We start from the raw sequence: 14,414 nt of genomic DNA on the forward strand, positions 1-14,414 counted from the left end.
AAGGGCTGTCATTTCCCTAAGGATGCAGTTTTGTACGCTGTTTACTTCTATCTGCGGTACACGGTGTCCTATCGTGACTTGGAAGAGATCATGGCTGAGCGCGGTGTGCGAGTTGATCATGCCACATTGAATAGGTGGGTTGTGAAATACTCGCCGATCGTCGCTGCTCGTGCGCAATCAAAGAAGCGTCCAACACTGAGTTCATGGCGCATGGACGAGACCTATATTCGTGTTCGCGGCAATTGGGTGTACCTCTATCGGGCCGTCGACAAAGCTGGGAATACTCTTGATTTCATGCTGTCTGAGCGCAGGAACCGTCCAGCAGCAGCAAGGTTCTTTGGCAAAGCGCTATCGACGAATGGAATCCCGAGCAAGATCGTCATCGACAAAAGCGGCGCCAACGCGGCGGGCATTCGAGAGGTGAACAGGATCCTGAAGCGGTTCGGCTGCCTAGCCAAAATCCAAACGGTCAGGTCCAAGTATCTGAATAACCTGATCGAACGGGATCATCGATTTATCAAGCGTCGCGTACGGCACATGTGTGGGTTCAAATCGTTCAGATCCGCATCAGCTACTTTGGACGGCATCGAGGTCGCCAACATGATCCGAAAACAGCAATTCCCCAGCACTACGACATCTGGCTTCCGGCTATTTGCAGAGATCGTAGGATAAGTTTGTCTGATAAGTCGCTGTCGCTGGCCGCTCCAAAAATTTGCGACACATCCGCCATCAATGTCGTCAGATGATCGGCTGGAAATGCTCCTAAAAGCAGCTGCCAAACGTGGTGCACGACAAAGAGAAGGTGCAGCCGAAGTCAGCCCAATTGAAGGAGTTACAATCAGATCCACCAACGGATCACTAACTGTTTCGGTCAAAAGGACCGGAGCTAACGCTGACTTCGCTAGCTGGTTGGACAAAAACATGGCTGAAATCATCAAGCGCTCACACGCTGAGTTTACAGCTGTAAACGCCGAGAAAAAGAACTGAGGACGAGCAGAAAGGAGGAAGGCAAACAAACAAAACCCCCGAAACCGGAGCTTCGAGGGCTGCTGCGCAAAGCGCAATTCTTAGATTAGACACCTAGAATCTAGCAGCACCCGAATCGCCACACAAGAAAAAACGCTCTTGAGCGAACGGGTAATTTTTGTCTGCCGATAGATAATCATGAAAACAGTAGCAGCATTGGCTCCAAATGGAGCAACCTTGTCGGGGACGGCAGGGCAGGGGAGTAGTACACCCAAAAAATGGATACTTCTTCGCGCCGTTGAAGAGGCCAGAGAACCTCTTGGGTTGAAATCCACAACTCTCAATGTCCTGAGAGCCATGATTTCTTTTGTGGGCGGTGATCAGATTACTGCGGACCAAGATGATCATCACATCTGCTTCGCTTCCAACGCGGCGATCGCCAAACGGACGCATGTCAGCGTGCAGACAGTTGAGCGTCATATCTCGACGCTGGTTGAGCTTGGACTTATCCGCCGCGTAATGAGCGCAAACGGTAAGCGATGGGCGCGCCGGGATCGACAGGGCAGGGTGGTCACCGCAACTGGGCTCTCCTTGATGCCCTTGTCTGAACGGCACCCTGAGTTCATCCAGGAAGCCCAGAGGCACGCTGATCGAGTTCTGGAGTTCACTGTACTCCGTGACAAGGTTTCCGCCGCTCTGGCACGCCTTAGGGAACTCGTAGCAAATGACACCGCGGTCTCCGATTTGATGACCACCGTACGCAATGCTCTGCGTCGCAAACCAGATGCGAATGTACTCTGCGAGCTATTGGCAGAAATCTCTGTGGAAATCTCAGAAATAACACAGACAGATACAGAAAAATTGAGGGACAGTGACAATAAAATTGAGGGGCACAAAGAGGACTCTTTGAATCCGGAAGTTAAGAAAGAAAAACTTTCTCAGATTCAGGTTTCTCCAGACCAAATGGAGCGCAGTTTTCCACGGCTATGCTCAGAGCTACGCTTTGCAAAAGATCAGCACCACTGTGATCGGCTTATGGATGATATCGCCGAGTATCTACGGCTTGGCCAAACCTGGTATGCAATGAAATCAACGTTTGGCCCAGCTATTCGCTTCATCGTTCTCGGGTACATCTTTCAGCGTGCTGAGAACATACAGTCTCCAGGGGTTTATCTGATTTCACTACTGGCCAAGATTGAAAAGGGAGAACTATCTCCAAGCGCAATGCTGACGCGGACCTCCAATGGTTCGTAGGTTTTTTGAAACAGGAAGAGATTTTCTGTCGTCAGCTTATCCTTCAATCCAATGTTTGGATTGAACGGTTCGGGAAGAAGTGAGCTATAGGATTGACCTCTATGGATCATAAAGTAATAAATAATGAGTTATAGACTGGATTCTTATACCTCACGATGTGGAACTGGCAGAGCCCTGATTGGCCGACATTTCGTTACGATGCCTCAAGACTCGAACCATACGAGCAACAGTTCCTGTTGTCCTCAGGGGAAGTGCTTGGAGCGGTACATCATGTGAACCGGGCAGATCGTGATCAATTGCGTATCGACCTGCTGAGCGAAGAGGCGATGAAAACCAGCGCGATCGAAGGTGAGATGCTGGATCGGCTCAGCGTGCAATCATCCCTGCGCCGACATCTTGGACTGGCTCCCGACAGCTATCCGTCCAAACCGCGCGAGCAGGGCGTTTCCGAAATGATGGTGGACGTTTATTCCAACTATTCAGAACCACTGTCACACGACACCCTGTTTCAGTGGCATGACATGCTTCTGTCCCATGACAGGCATCTGGAATCGATTGGATCATACCGGAGCCATGAGGATGCGATGCAAATCGTCTCAGGCAGGCTAGACCGTCCAACGGTTCATTTCGAAGCGCCACCTTCACGTCAGGTTCCGGCTGAAATGGACCAGTTCGTAACCTGGTTCAACCGGACCGCACCGGGTGGTCCCGAACCATTGCGTGCACTGATCCGGGCAGGATTGAGTCATCTTTATTTCGAGAGCATTCACCCCTTTGAAGACGGCAATGGCCGGTTGGGTAGGGCGCTGGCTGAAAAGTCCCTGGCACAAAACATTGGTCAGCCGAGTCTGATTGCACTTGCTTTCACGATCGAGCGAGAGCGGAAGGCATATTATGATCAGCTTGAACGCCATCAAAAGACGCTGGACGTCACGCCATGGCTCGTTTGGTTTGCCGAGACAGTCCTTACAGCACAGCAGGTGACGCTTGAGCGGGTCGGCTTCTTTATTACCAAGACGCATTTTTACGATCGGTATCGTGATCAGTTTAACGCCCGCCAAAGCAAGGTAGTCGCCCGTTTGTTCAAGGCTGGACAGGACGGGTTCAAAGGGGGGCTCAGCGCCGAGAACTATATCTCTATCACGGGAGCGTCGCGCGCCACGGCGACGCGGGATCTGCAGGACCTGGTAGAAAAGGGGGCGCTGAGCCGAACAGGTGAACTCAGATACACCCGCTATTGGTTAAAGTTGGATTGGGAAGGGTAGGGGTTGAAGTACGACACGAAGGGCGGGAACCGGACCTTCGCTGCGCTTAGTGCCAATGACCGCAATGCGGACTTTGCAGCCATCCGCATTCTTGCTCGAAAGGACCGCAATCAGCCTAATCCGGACACTTAATCCAAGACTTTGCAATTCCGACTTGCGGACAAAACTGACCTTGGCGTCTACACCTTCGCTGACGCAGGATCCACCACACTGGCAGCAACAGCTCTTCCCTTCAAAAGGGAAAATCGCCAAAGCGGCCGTTCCACAACGGGCTTTGGAGCTCCTTGATCGCTCTTTGACCAGACGGCGCTCTGGCATGGAAACAAAGGGGCTTGGCTCAGCGCATAACCAAAGCTAGCGAATAGGCGTCAAGATCGTGAAATTGGGCTTCTTCGCGCAAGGAGGGCGAAGACAGGCAACATTGTTACGATCCAGACCACGCTATAAATTGCGGATGGTATGGCGTATTCGCTTAACCCATTGGCGTTAGGCAACAGCAAAGTGGCAATTGCGATTCCCAAAGCTCCGTTTTGAACGCCGGTCTCAATTGAAATCGTCTTCGCCTCGATGTCTGTGCATCCAAGCATCCCTGAACTCATGATGCCAATAAACGTGAGTGACGCACCTACAGCAAAAAGTGCGGGTCCAAGCCTAAGGTAGTTATCCGCGACCACCACCCAGTTTGAAATGATAGCGCCTCCGATGACCATCGCAAAAAGTAGCATAGAGACCTTGCTAAAGATTGGTTCGACCGCGGCTACAATTCGCGGCGCCAAGGATCGCGCGATCACCCCGGCTAGGATCGGTGAAGCTGTTAAAAAAAACATTGCTAAAGCCGTCGAAGAAATGTCGATAGCGGGCCCAGTTGCCCCCATGAACATCTGCATCGAAAACCCCAGGATGAGCGGTACGGTAACGACACAAGTCAGACTGAAGACTGCTGTAAGAGTAACGGACAAAGCGACATCCCAATTCGAAAGCTTGGTTACGATGTTACTGATCGCCCCGCCCGGACAGGCCGCTAAAATCATGATGCCAACGGCTGCCTCAGCGGAAATCCCAAAGATAAAAGTCACCATCAAAGCGATGCAAGGCAGCAAAATGATCTGGTTGAGAGCGCCGACGCAAAAGGCCCGTGGACGTCGTCCGATGCGTTGAAAGTCAGCCGCTGTGAGTCCGAGGCCAAGGCAGAACATGATAACAACAACTGCGAGCGGCAGCAGCACAGATATGAAAACTTCGCCCATCTACCATGACCTCTATGGCTGCATACTTCCGCACGCTTTCGGACGATACCGTTCAGAAAACCTGATGACGAGTGTTATCAGTTTGGCGCATTTATCCTCAAGCGCCCGAAGATCGAGGCTGTCTCTATTTATTATACCTATCACAGGGTTGGACGATCTGGCGTGAAAGAGCTTTCCAGTGCTAATCTCACTGTATGGCAAGTGTAACTTACGCATTCGCCCGCGCGATGGCCAACGCCGCCGGGATGACGCTAAACGACGATGGCGCCCTGATTTCGAATGGCGCTGTCGTGCTGCGTCTACCAGAAGCTCAAGACGGCCAATTGGCGGATGATGCGTATTTCGATCTGATCGATTGGATTCGTGCGCAACAAGCGGACGAGGCCGCGTTGGTTGAGGCCTATGCGAACGCGATTGCGACCGATGATCTCGGCGTCCTTGGCCTAGCCGTAAAGACAGCTCCAACCTTGCGGCAATCTTTGCAACGGATCGAGCGTTATTTTCGTCTCGTAACGGACACCGCAGTTTACAGACTTGATGAAACCGGCGATCCGGTCCTTTGGATTTTTGAGGGACAAACATCACATCGCGCTGCCTTGGAGCTGCGCAACGAATGCGCGCTTGCGGCCTTTGCGAGGAACATGCATCGGTTTGTGGGTGATGGGTTGTCGCTCGCATATGTCACGTTTCAGCATCCATGCAGGCAAGAACCAGAGCGTTACGCCGAATATTTCGGGTGCCCGGTTCGATTTGGGAGCGCCCACAACGCCATTGCTATGCGCCCTGCTATGCTGGAAAGCGAAAATCGCCTTGGCGATCCGGGCTTGTCAGATTTCATGACGAAGCACCTGGATGAGGAGTTCAACTCTCGCGATGACGACACCTCACTGAGCCAAGCAATTGTCCACCGGCTTACACCGGCCCTGAGTAACGGCGCGCCGCAAGCAGCGCATGTCGCACAAGAGATGGGAATGAGCGAGCGCACGCTTTACCGCAGGTTGGCCGAGGAAGGGCTGACCTATCGCGACGTTCTTGGTCAGGCGCAAGTTGCACTTGCTCGTGACCTGCTCCGTGACGGTAAGGCTTCCATAGCCGAGATCGCCTTTATGACCGGGTTTTCGGAACAGAGCACGTTCAGCCGCGCCTTCAAGCGCTGGGTTGGCCAGGCTCCGGCACGATTCAGGCAGCAAGCGACCTCCGACTAGGCACACACCTCAAGACCACATGGCAGGTTCGGCCAAAACCTTGGCAGGGCGGGCCGATACCTCAATCGATGTGGTGCATAACTTCTTCTTTGTCAGATCCACCTGGGGCGCTGCCGAGTAAAGCAAACCCAATTGCCCCTCTCAGACAAAGGAAATTTGCAATGAGCAATCATGACCACAAACATGGAGCAAGCTGCGCTTGCGACGTCACGCCCGAACGCGTTGATATGGCGCGCCGGCGACTCTTGCAACAAGCCGCCGGTGCGGCCGCGGCAGGTACAACAATAGTGGCTGGCGGGCAGGCCCTTGCCGCGACCGACGAAGCACGCGCCTACTATGCTGACCCGGAAAATCCAGGCCTTCCCCAAATCGACATGACCATCGAGCCGGGGCGTACTGCGCTTGTGGTGACCGACCCCCAGATTGATTTTTTGTCAGAGGACGGTGTGACGTGGGGTGTCGTTGGCGAAAGCGTGACCGAACAGGGCACGGTCGACAATATCGAACGGCTTTTCATTGCCGCCAAGGCTGCGGGGATGCCGGTCTTCATCTCGCCCCACTATTACTACCCACATGACCACAAATGGGAGTTCGAGGGCACTCTGGAAGCCACGATGCACAGCATCGGCATGTTTGACCGCCTGGGACCGCTCAATTTGGACAACTTCGAGGGCTCAGGTGCCGACTGGATGCCGCAATACAAGAAGTACATCGAGGATGGCGAAACCATCATTTGCTCGCCACACAAGGTTTACAGCCCTGCTCAGAATGACCTGAACCTGCAATTGCGTAAACGCAAGATCGACAAGGTGATCCTCGCGGGGATGTCGGCGAACCTGTGTACGCAGGCGCATCTCTACGAGTTGCTGGAGCTGGGCTACGAAGTCGCTGTCGTTCGCGATGCCACAGCCGGGGCCAAGGTGCCTGAAGGTGACGGGTATCTCGCCGCCGTCATCAACTTCCGCATGGTCGCCAACGGCGTCTGGTGGACCGACGACGCGGTTGAGCGCATTGGCCAATCGGCCTGACCCAAATCGATCTTCAAATTTGATCCTAGCATCCTGAAAGGACATATCATGACACGCATCTTTAAATTTCCCGCGCTTACAACAGCGTTGACTCTCGCCCTGGCGGCGGCGGCATTGGCTGACGATGAATACAACGTTTCGAACAGTCTTACCTTGACTGGGCAGCCCCTAGGCATGCATGGCGTCGATCCTGTATCGATGTTTGAAGCCGAAATACCCGAAATGGGCAACGCCACTTTTACATCAGCCCATGATGGAGTGGACTACTATTTTGCGTCGCAGGCAGCGAAAGCCACATTCGAGGCGGATCCGACGGCACATCTGCCTCAATTCGGCGGGTTCTGCGCCTTTGGCGTCTATGTAGGCAAGAAGCTTGATGGCGATGTTCGGTATGCCGATATCGTGGACGACAAGCTCTATCTCTTTGTGAACGAGGAAATCTTCAAGAAGTACCTTGAGGACAAAGAGACCGTGATCCAAGGCGCCCATGCCAAGTGGGCAGACATCCACAACACTCCTGTCGGCAGCCTTTGATCGAGGAATTTGGTGGCTTTTGCCGGTCGGAGCCACCGCTGCCTCTCCCCTCCCCAAAAGGCCGGCATTTCTCCAAGACACCCTGTCCGCAATGACAATTCGCGTGTGTCGAAAACTCTTCCCAAAGGAAACCAGACATGACTGATTTTGAGACATATACAATCGCCTCAGCCCCTGATGCCGCGAAACCAATTCTGGAAGCATCGCTGAAAGGATATGGTTTTGTGCCCAACCTTTATGCGGCCATGGCCGAAGCGCCCGCAATTTTGGAAGGCTATACGACACTTTCCAGCATCTTTGGAAAGACCAGCCTGTCAGAGACTGAGCGCCAGATCATCCTTATGACTAATAACCGGTTGAATGGGTGCAAGTACTGCATGGCCGCCCATACCACTCTTTCACTGATGGCCGGTGTCCCTGAAGACGTGATCGCAGCGTTACGTGATGGCAGCCCTATCGCCGACCCCAAATTGGAAGCACTGCGCAAATTCGCCATCGTGATCAACGAAAGCCGAGGCTGGCCCAGCGACGCACAGGTCGAGGCGTTTCTGACGGCTGGTTACACACGCCAATCTATGCTGGAAGTCATCCTCGGCACAGCGTTGAAAACCCTGTCGAACTATACGAACCATGTGGCGGACACCGCGTTGGATGATGCCTTTGTGCCAAATGCATGGATCGCCTCGGTCGCGGCAGTGGCTGAATAGCGCGACGCCCGCCCATTTGTTAATCTTGCTTTTGGACCTGTGTTTGATTCCCGACAAGAAGGGGATGTGATTTTAGACGTCCGACAGCAAAGTCAACAAAGGTGCGCACCTTCGCAGACACGGTTCGTCCCTCTTGATGCACAAGATGGATGGGGACTTCGGGTGGTTCATACGACTTTAGAACAGTCTTGAGCCGCCCATCTGCAATGTAGGGTGCGACTTGATCGGACAGAAGCCGCCCGACACCATGACCTTGCAAGGCCAACTCGATCACAGCGTCATTTGTGTTCATGCTGATGCGTGTGCTCATGCGTTTGGTGACAGTCTTTCTGCCCCGTTGAAAATGCCATTGGGCCGATGCATTCAGTCCACTGTAGCGTCTGTTCAGCGGGGAAAAATCAATGTCACCTCAGTTTTAATAACGCCTAACAAAGCCTTAGATAGTACAGGAGTAGACATCAACGTTTACGGATAAGCGGAGGGCGTCGCACCTCACAAACACACCTTAATCTGTATTTCGAGCAGTGCGAAAAGCAATCATGGTTAAGTCATCCAAACGTTCTTCATTCGTACTATAATCTTGAAAAGCGCTGTGAATAGCCGACAATAGATCTTCCGAACACGACCACTCTTCCTGTTCAAATACAGATACAATTCTTTGAAAACCAAAAGCTAAGCGTTTTTCTCCACCTAATTGGTCAATCAACCCATCAGTTGAAACAAAAAAATCTGTGATTTGATCTATTTGAACTTCGTGCTCCAAGAATTTTGGACCAATAGGAGTGTCCACATACCCAATGCTCAGCTTATCACCTCGGATTCGGTCAATGCCGATCTTGGATTTGACCAAAAGAGACATACGCGCACCTGCAAACGTCGCCACCCCTTTTGCTGAATCGATCTGGCAAATCGCGGCGTCCATGCCGTCGTTGGAAGTCCAGTTTGCAGTATCCTGATTTAGAAGTGCACGCGTCAAATCGCTCAACTTGGACAGTGCCAGCGACGGGCTAAGCGTTTCATTTTCGAAGTAAAGCCGCTCGAGTGTAGCGATTGCCAGCATCGTCATGAAGCCTCCGGGAACGCCATGTCCAGTGCAATCAATTAAGGCGAGCGTCGTAATTGGGCCGTCCGTTTTGATCCAGTAGATATCCCCACCAACCAAATCGCGTGGTTCCCATATGACAGCGAAATCAGCAAAGGCTTCCTCGCACTGGCTTGTCGTAGGCAACAAACCCTGCTGAATTCGCGTGGCATAGTTTACGCTTGCGACGATCTGATGGTGCGCCTCTCGGATTTCATTGACACGTTCAACCTCGCGATCCAGCATTGAGTTATAGCTTTGAACAACCTTGCCAATCTCATCTTCCGACTCGTATGGGACAATTTTAGGGTCATCGTATTGCTCGAACCTTTCGATGGCTTTCAACATTTGGCCTAGAGGTCTGTTGATGAGCCATAAAAATGCAGCAGCGCCTGCTAAGATGAGCGCAAATCCCCCGAGGATTCCAAGAAGGACCACAACACTTACTTCTGTCTTTAACTCATTGTTCAAGATCTCCTGATCAATTCGGACCAACATCGTGGCTGGCCCTGCGGCCGTAGGAACAGAAACGACGATGTCTAGACCAGATTTATTTATCTTGTCGCATCCAATAGCAGGCCAGGAAACCAGTGTTTCCAAGCTTCGCTCTAACCTCTGTTCAGCGCAAATAACGTAAGGAAAACCCGAGTAGACGGCGAGCAGACTCGTTGCTTGCGCAAAATTCCCTACTTCAACCAATTCAGCCAACGGGCGCGCTATACGATTGGCAATCGTTGCAACCTCTGCGGCAACCTGATCCGATTGAGCTTTCTTTTTGAATTCATAGTAAAAAAGAAGCACAATGGCATTTAACACGCCTCCGAGCAGCAGGGTCGCCAGAATATGCTTCAGAAATATTCGGCGCTTCAAGAATGCCCAGAGTTTACCCACTAAATGCCTCTATAGTGTCCGGTATCTAGTTCCCGATGTTCTTCATCGCGGCCTGAAGAGCGCCACGATTGTTGACGATCATCTGTACAACTTTGTAGTCCCCGGAAACTTCACGCACTAGAAAGTCTGCGGTCACGGTGTCGCCATCTTCGGTTATCATTTCAGAGCAGACGAAATAGTCATTTCCCGCAAGAAGAACCATGGGATGAACATTTGCAGGGTAAACGGTTTCAAACGCGTTGGTGGTCGTGTCCAGATACGTGTAAGAACCGTCGACCATGACCCCATCGACATGCGAAATCATGGCGGATTGGAGCTTTGCCTTGACCTCAGTTGGAATATCGGCCGCTGTAGCCGGGTCGGACGATATTACTACGGCGACCACACACAATAGCCTAATCATATTAACCTCCCCACTAACAACACTGCACAATTGATACACTAAAAATGCATAAATGTGTATCTTATGATATTAAGACCTGAATTGAACTTGGTGCCACCCAAGCATGACCAAGGGGAACAGATGCTTGCAAGCGAAGTCTACGAACTACGCGCCAACCTGCGCCGACAAGGCGTTGTCTTTGCATACAGTGGGTATGTAACCGAAGGTATCCTCAGTGGTGTTGGCGATGCGTTAAAGCAGAAATTAGTGTCTGAAGATGCCGACACCAAAACTCTCCGAAGCGTTTTCGCTGTTTTCGTAGAGCAAATGCAGAACATGATCAGATATTCAGTCGAACGGCTACCAGCCGACGGTGAGACCGAGGTACTGGATATAAGTTACGGCATCGTGACCATAGGAAACGAGGCCGACGGCTATGTCGTTCATGCGGGCAATCTGATCCTTTTGAGTGACGTAGACAACATGCGAAAACGACTTTCCGAACTACGCGCCATGAATCGTGAGGAACTTAGGGCTGCGTACAAAGGCCAACTCCGGTCAGAAACTGACGCCGTCAGCAATAGTGCAGGTATCGGGTTAATTGAAATTGCGCGCCGAGCGTCAAAGCCAATCGAGTTTGATTTTATGCGGATTGACGATCAGCACGCATTCTTCGCACTCAAAGCGACGGTTTAAGAGGGTACGAATGCAGAAAATTGATATCCCGGCAACAAACCGCACCCCGGCCGTGGCGTTCGATTTTGACGTTGGCCACCTCAAACTGATTGGGGAATCCTACCCTGAGGATGTTACGACATTTTACAACCCGTTGTTTGATGCTTTAAAAAGTTGGTTGTCGGATGGTTCAATATCCAAATGTCGTTTTGACTTTGAACTCATCTATTTCAATTCGTCCAGCGCCAAGGCCATCATGTTGATCATGGAGCTTTTGGATTCCGCGGCTGAGGCGGGGAAAAGTGTTGACGTCTACTGGTTTCACGACCCCGAAGACGAAACCATGGAAGAACTTGGGGAGGAGTTTGGGGAAGACCTGAAACATGCCAAGTTCACACTGGAAAAGTTGTTGGATCGATGACTATCGACGATCTCTTTGTTCGCGAGAACGAGGCTTTGGAAGTCGCGGAAGCAGCTTTAAACAGTGGACAATTTCCGAATGGTGAAGCACGCAAATCAATTGAAAACCTTGTCGGAGAATACAGAAAGCTGCTCAGAACCACACGGCGCATGATGCGATTAAGTGATCGTAACGAGCGGGAACTGAATGCATTAGCCGAAAAACAGCGCATCGCCGCCGAAGAAGTTACCCAAAAAAACCAAGAGCTTGAGGCATTGTCAGGAAAGCTTGCCAAATACTTATCGCCTCAAGTCTACAACTCGATCTTTTCCGGTCGCCAAGAAGTTAAACTCGCGAGTAAGCGAAAAAAGCTGACAGTGTTTTTCTCGGACGTCGCCGGCTTCACAGAGCTTACGGATCAGATGGAGTCGGAAGATTTAACAGAACTCCTGAACAGCTACCTGACCGAAATGGCGGAAGTCGCTCTGAACCACGGTGCGACGATAGATAAGTTTATCGGCGACGCAATCCTTGTCTTCTTTGGAGATCCCGAGACTAAAGGGGTGCGGGAAGATGCTATGGCATGCGTGAGAATGGCAATTGCAATGCGAGACAAGTTGACAGAGTTGCGGGCAAAATGGAGCCGTCAAGGAATAAGGCAACATTTACAATGCCGTATAGGTATCAATACAGGCTTTTGTACGGTTGGGAATTTTGGAAGTGACGACCGAATGGATTACACCATTATCGGCGGCGCTGTGAACGTAGCATCAAGGTTGGAGCATCAGGCCGAGGAAGGAGAGATTTACATCTCGTACGAAACCTGGGCGCACGTGAACCACGAAATAGAGACCGAAGAAGTCGGTGCTATCCAAGTCAAAGGCGTGGCTCAACCTGTCATGACATACCGCGTCTTGGGTCAAAAGAAATCGAGACCGCGCGCAGAAAAAGTTGTATATGAAAACCCGAATTTTCAAATGGTGTTGGACCCGAGCTCGATGACACCAGAAGAACGCGCTGCAAGCTTAGAGATACTTAAGACGGCGCTTGCATCACTCCGCAAAAACGAACACTGAGGTCTCGCAGCCAGTGTTTGAACGTGTCTCGGCAAATTCCCACGAATACTCAAGAGTTGTTCCATGCTGTGGACAAGGTCGGTTTTGTTCATAGATCTGAATTAGATGTAACCTGCCTCAAGGGTAGCTTCGCCCGCGGACTGTGAACTCACCCAACCCAATACATTGCTCTTGCAGTGGACGGCTGCAATTTGTCTGACGTCAGCGCCAATGGGACAGTTTAGGTCGATTTGATAAGAGAGGGTTTCTGGCTCATCGTAACCGCCAAGGAGTGGAGATGAGAAAGAAACCCGGAACCAAGCAGAGCCACGGTGAGAAGGTCGTAAAGGACATTCGCCGTGCGACCCGCAAACAGTATTCCGCAGAAGAGAAGATCAGGATCGTGCTGGACGGCCTAAAAGGCGAGGACAGCATTGCAGAGCTGTGCCGTCGTGAGGTCATCGCGCAGAGCCTTTATTACAGCTGGTCCAAGGAATTTCTGGAGGCCGGCAAGAAACGTCTGGCAGGCGACACGGCCCGCGCGGCAACTTCCACCGAAGTGAAGGATCTGAGACGGGAAGCCCGTGATCTGAAGGAGGTGGTTGCCGAACAGGCTCTTGAACTGCGGTTGCTCAAAAAAAGCATGATCGCGGATGGGGACGACGACGCATGAGATATCCCGCATCCGAAAAACTGGAAGTCATCCGCTTGGTTGAGCAATCGCATCTGCCGACCAAGCGCACTTTGGAGAAGCTGGGCATTCCGAAGACCACCTTCTATCGCTGGTACGACCGATATCTCGTCGGCGGCCCCGAGGCGCTTGAAGATCGTAGACCCACGCCGTCACGGGTCTGGAACCGCATTCCCACGCCAGTGCGCGAGAAGATCAAGGATCTGGCTCTGAAGGAAAGTGAGCTTTCCCCGCGTGAATTGGCTGTTCGCTTCACTGACACAGAAAAGTACTTTGTGTCAGAGGCTTCGGTCTACCGCATCCTCAAGTCTTACGATCTGATCACCAGCCCAGCCTATGTGGTTTTGTCAGCCGCAGACGAGTTCCAGGACAAGACAACACGACCGAACCAACTCTGGCAGACCGATTTTACCTATCTCAAGGTGATCGGCTGGGGCTGGTTCTATCTCAGCACGATCCTGGACGATTACAGCCGCTACATCATCGCCTGGAAGCTTTGCACGACGATGAAGACCGAGGATGTGACCGACACACTGGACCTCGCCCTGCACGCCTCAGGCTGTGATCAGGCAACGGTGCTGCACAAGCCACGTCTGCTCAGCGACAACGGGTCCAGTTACATCTCTGGTGAGCTTGCCGAATGGCTGGAAGATCAGAAAATGGATCATGTTCGAGGGGCACCATACCATCCGCAAACTCAGGGAAAGATCGAGCGCTGGCACCAGACGCTCAAGAACCGCATCCTGTTGGAAAACTACTATCTGCCCGGTGATCTCACGCAGCAGATTGACGCCTTCGTCGAGCACTACAATCACCGGCGTTATCACGAGAGCCTGCAAAACCTCACGCCCGCTGATGTCTACTTCGGACGCGGGCAGACCATTCTAAAACAACGAGAAAGGATCAAACGAAAGACTATCGAAACCCGGCGCTTGCTTCACCGCAAAACCGCCGCATAATCAATCTAACCAGATGAGACAGATACTCTCTTAGATCACGCCGCCATCCGTCCCAAAACCCCTGACAACGGACA

Annotated in this window: 15 protein-coding genes; 11 read left to right on the top strand and 4 right to left on the bottom strand. The window is 52.0% G+C overall.

The genetic code is table 11. The annotated features are described in order from the left end of the window. The 3 genes from ACP15L_RS22585 to ACP15L_RS22595 all read left to right on the top strand — a co-directional run. The coding region (locus ACP15L_RS22585) for an IS6 family transposase (RefSeq protein WP_425085859.1) at positions 1–672 on the top strand (672 nt) is incomplete at its 5' end. A 492-nt stretch (positions 673–1,164) separates the two neighbouring features. Continuing rightward, positions 1,165–2,220 carry a helix-turn-helix domain-containing protein gene (locus ACP15L_RS22590; protein ID WP_425085860.1) on the top strand — a complete coding sequence of 352 codons (1,056 nt, stop codon included), beginning with the start codon at positions 1,165–1,167 and terminating at the stop codon, positions 2,218–2,220. A 155-nt stretch (positions 2,221–2,375) separates the two neighbouring features. Then, complete coding sequence (locus ACP15L_RS22595; RefSeq protein ID WP_425085861.1) at positions 2,376–3,485, top strand: Fic family protein; 1,110 nt, start codon at positions 2,376–2,378, stop codon at positions 3,483–3,485. Between the two features lie 368 nt (positions 3,486–3,853). Here the strand turns inward: ACP15L_RS22595 and ACP15L_RS22600 are convergent, their stop codons facing one another. Next, on the bottom strand, positions 3,854–4,732 hold the full coding sequence (locus tag ACP15L_RS22600) for a bile acid:sodium symporter family protein (protein ID WP_425085862.1): 879 nt from the start codon (positions 4,730–4,732) through the stop codon (positions 3,854–3,856). A 227-nt stretch (positions 4,733–4,959) separates the two neighbouring features. Here ACP15L_RS22600 and ACP15L_RS22605 point away from each other — a divergent pair, with 227 nt between their 5' ends. The 4 genes from ACP15L_RS22605 (at position 4,960) to ACP15L_RS22620 (ending at position 8,206) form a co-directional block, all read left to right on the top strand. Then, the gene (locus ACP15L_RS22605; protein WP_425085863.1) at positions 4,960–5,937 is read left to right on the top strand and encodes an AraC family transcriptional regulator ligand-binding domain-containing protein; all 978 of its coding nucleotides are present in this window, start codon (positions 4,960–4,962) and stop codon (positions 5,935–5,937) included. Between the two features lie 161 nt (positions 5,938–6,098). Beyond that, positions 6,099–6,965 (top strand): cysteine hydrolase, encoded by an 867-nt coding sequence (locus ACP15L_RS22610; protein WP_170463858.1) that lies wholly within the window; start codon positions 6,099–6,101, stop codon positions 6,963–6,965. A 48-nt stretch (positions 6,966–7,013) separates the two neighbouring features. Then, positions 7,014–7,499 (top strand): YHS domain-containing (seleno)protein, encoded by a 486-nt coding sequence (locus ACP15L_RS22615; protein ID WP_170463857.1) that lies wholly within the window; start codon positions 7,014–7,016, stop codon positions 7,497–7,499. 137 nt (positions 7,500–7,636) lie between these two features. Continuing rightward, entirely contained in the window at positions 7,637–8,206 is a 570-nt protein-coding gene (locus ACP15L_RS22620; protein ID WP_170761901.1) for a carboxymuconolactone decarboxylase family protein, read from the top strand. A gap of 19 nt (positions 8,207–8,225) precedes the next feature. Here the strand turns inward: ACP15L_RS22620 and ACP15L_RS22625 are convergent, their stop codons facing one another. The 3 genes from ACP15L_RS22625 to ACP15L_RS22635 form a co-directional block, all read right to left on the bottom strand. After that, positions 8,226–8,609, bottom strand: coding sequence for a LysR substrate-binding domain-containing protein (locus ACP15L_RS22625; protein WP_371808633.1), 384 nt, complete (start codon positions 8,607–8,609; stop codon positions 8,226–8,228). Positions 8,610–8,711: 102 nt separating this feature from the next. Then, the gene (locus ACP15L_RS22630) at positions 8,712–10,178 is read right to left on the bottom strand and encodes a SpoIIE family protein phosphatase (RefSeq protein ID WP_170761903.1); all 1,467 of its coding nucleotides are present in this window, start codon (positions 10,176–10,178) and stop codon (positions 8,712–8,714) included. Between the two features lie 25 nt (positions 10,179–10,203). After that, complete coding sequence (locus ACP15L_RS22635) at positions 10,204–10,581, bottom strand: hypothetical protein (protein ID WP_145974863.1); 378 nt, start codon at positions 10,579–10,581, stop codon at positions 10,204–10,206. A 120-nt stretch (positions 10,582–10,701) separates the two neighbouring features. Between ACP15L_RS22635 and ACP15L_RS22640 the strand changes: the two genes are divergently transcribed. From ACP15L_RS22640 to ACP15L_RS22655, 4 genes are all read left to right on the top strand, one after another. Further along, complete coding sequence (locus ACP15L_RS22640) at positions 10,702–11,256, top strand: SiaB family protein kinase (RefSeq protein ID WP_170463849.1); 555 nt, start codon at positions 10,702–10,704, stop codon at positions 11,254–11,256. A 10-nt stretch (positions 11,257–11,266) separates the two neighbouring features. Continuing rightward, positions 11,267–11,656: a DUF1987 domain-containing protein gene (locus tag ACP15L_RS22645; RefSeq protein WP_058276474.1), complete on the top strand. Its 390-nt coding sequence runs from the start codon at positions 11,267–11,269 to the stop codon at positions 11,654–11,656. Continuing rightward, positions 11,653–12,711: an adenylate/guanylate cyclase domain-containing protein gene (locus ACP15L_RS22650; protein ID WP_170463847.1), complete on the top strand. Its 1,059-nt coding sequence runs from the start codon at positions 11,653–11,655 to the stop codon at positions 12,709–12,711. Before ACP15L_RS22645 ends, ACP15L_RS22650 begins: the two co-directional genes overlap by 4 nt. Before the next feature lie 277 nt (positions 12,712–12,988). Beyond that, positions 12,989–14,340, top strand: a protein-coding gene (locus ACP15L_RS22655; protein WP_425084199.1) for an IS3 family transposase whose coding sequence is annotated in 2 segments (ribosomal slippage) — positions 12,989–13,325 and positions 13,325–14,340 — 1,353 coding nt in all. Because the reading frame shifts where the segments join, the coding sequence is not laid out codon by codon here. Positions 14,341–14,414: the final 74 nt, after the last annotated feature.

Source organism: Ruegeria profundi, assembly GCF_049800715.1.
Lineage (GTDB): Bacteria > Pseudomonadota > Alphaproteobacteria > Rhodobacterales > Rhodobacteraceae > Ruegeria > Ruegeria profundi_A.

What these genes read in the sequence shown, in the direction of transcription:
- ACP15L_RS22590 (WP_425085860.1), top strand. Translation starts at nt 1,165, where the DNA reads ATGAAAACAGTAGCAGCATTGGCTCCAAATGGAGCAACCTTGTCGGGG.
- ACP15L_RS22595 (WP_425085861.1), top strand. Translation starts at nt 2,376, where the DNA reads ATGTGGAACTGGCAGAGCCCTGATTGGCCGACATTTCGTTACGATGCC.
- ACP15L_RS22600 (WP_425085862.1), bottom strand. Translation starts at nt 4,732, where the DNA reads ATGGGCGAAGTTTTCATATCTGTGCTGCTGCCGCTCGCAGTTGTTGTT.
- ACP15L_RS22605 (WP_425085863.1), top strand. Translation starts at nt 4,960, where the DNA reads ATGGCCAACGCCGCCGGGATGACGCTAAACGACGATGGCGCCCTGATT.
- ACP15L_RS22610 (WP_170463858.1), top strand. Translation starts at nt 6,099, where the DNA reads ATGAGCAATCATGACCACAAACATGGAGCAAGCTGCGCTTGCGACGTC.
- ACP15L_RS22615 (WP_170463857.1), top strand. Translation starts at nt 7,014, where the DNA reads ATGACACGCATCTTTAAATTTCCCGCGCTTACAACAGCGTTGACTCTC.
- ACP15L_RS22620 (WP_170761901.1), top strand. Translation starts at nt 7,637, where the DNA reads ATGACTGATTTTGAGACATATACAATCGCCTCAGCCCCTGATGCCGCG.
- ACP15L_RS22635 (WP_145974863.1), bottom strand. Translation starts at nt 10,581, where the DNA reads ATGATTAGGCTATTGTGTGTGGTCGCCGTAGTAATATCGTCCGACCCG.
- ACP15L_RS22640 (WP_170463849.1), top strand. Translation starts at nt 10,702, where the DNA reads ATGCTTGCAAGCGAAGTCTACGAACTACGCGCCAACCTGCGCCGACAA.
- ACP15L_RS22645 (WP_058276474.1), top strand. Translation starts at nt 11,267, where the DNA reads ATGCAGAAAATTGATATCCCGGCAACAAACCGCACCCCGGCCGTGGCG.
- ACP15L_RS22650 (WP_170463847.1), top strand. Translation starts at nt 11,653, where the DNA reads ATGACTATCGACGATCTCTTTGTTCGCGAGAACGAGGCTTTGGAAGTC.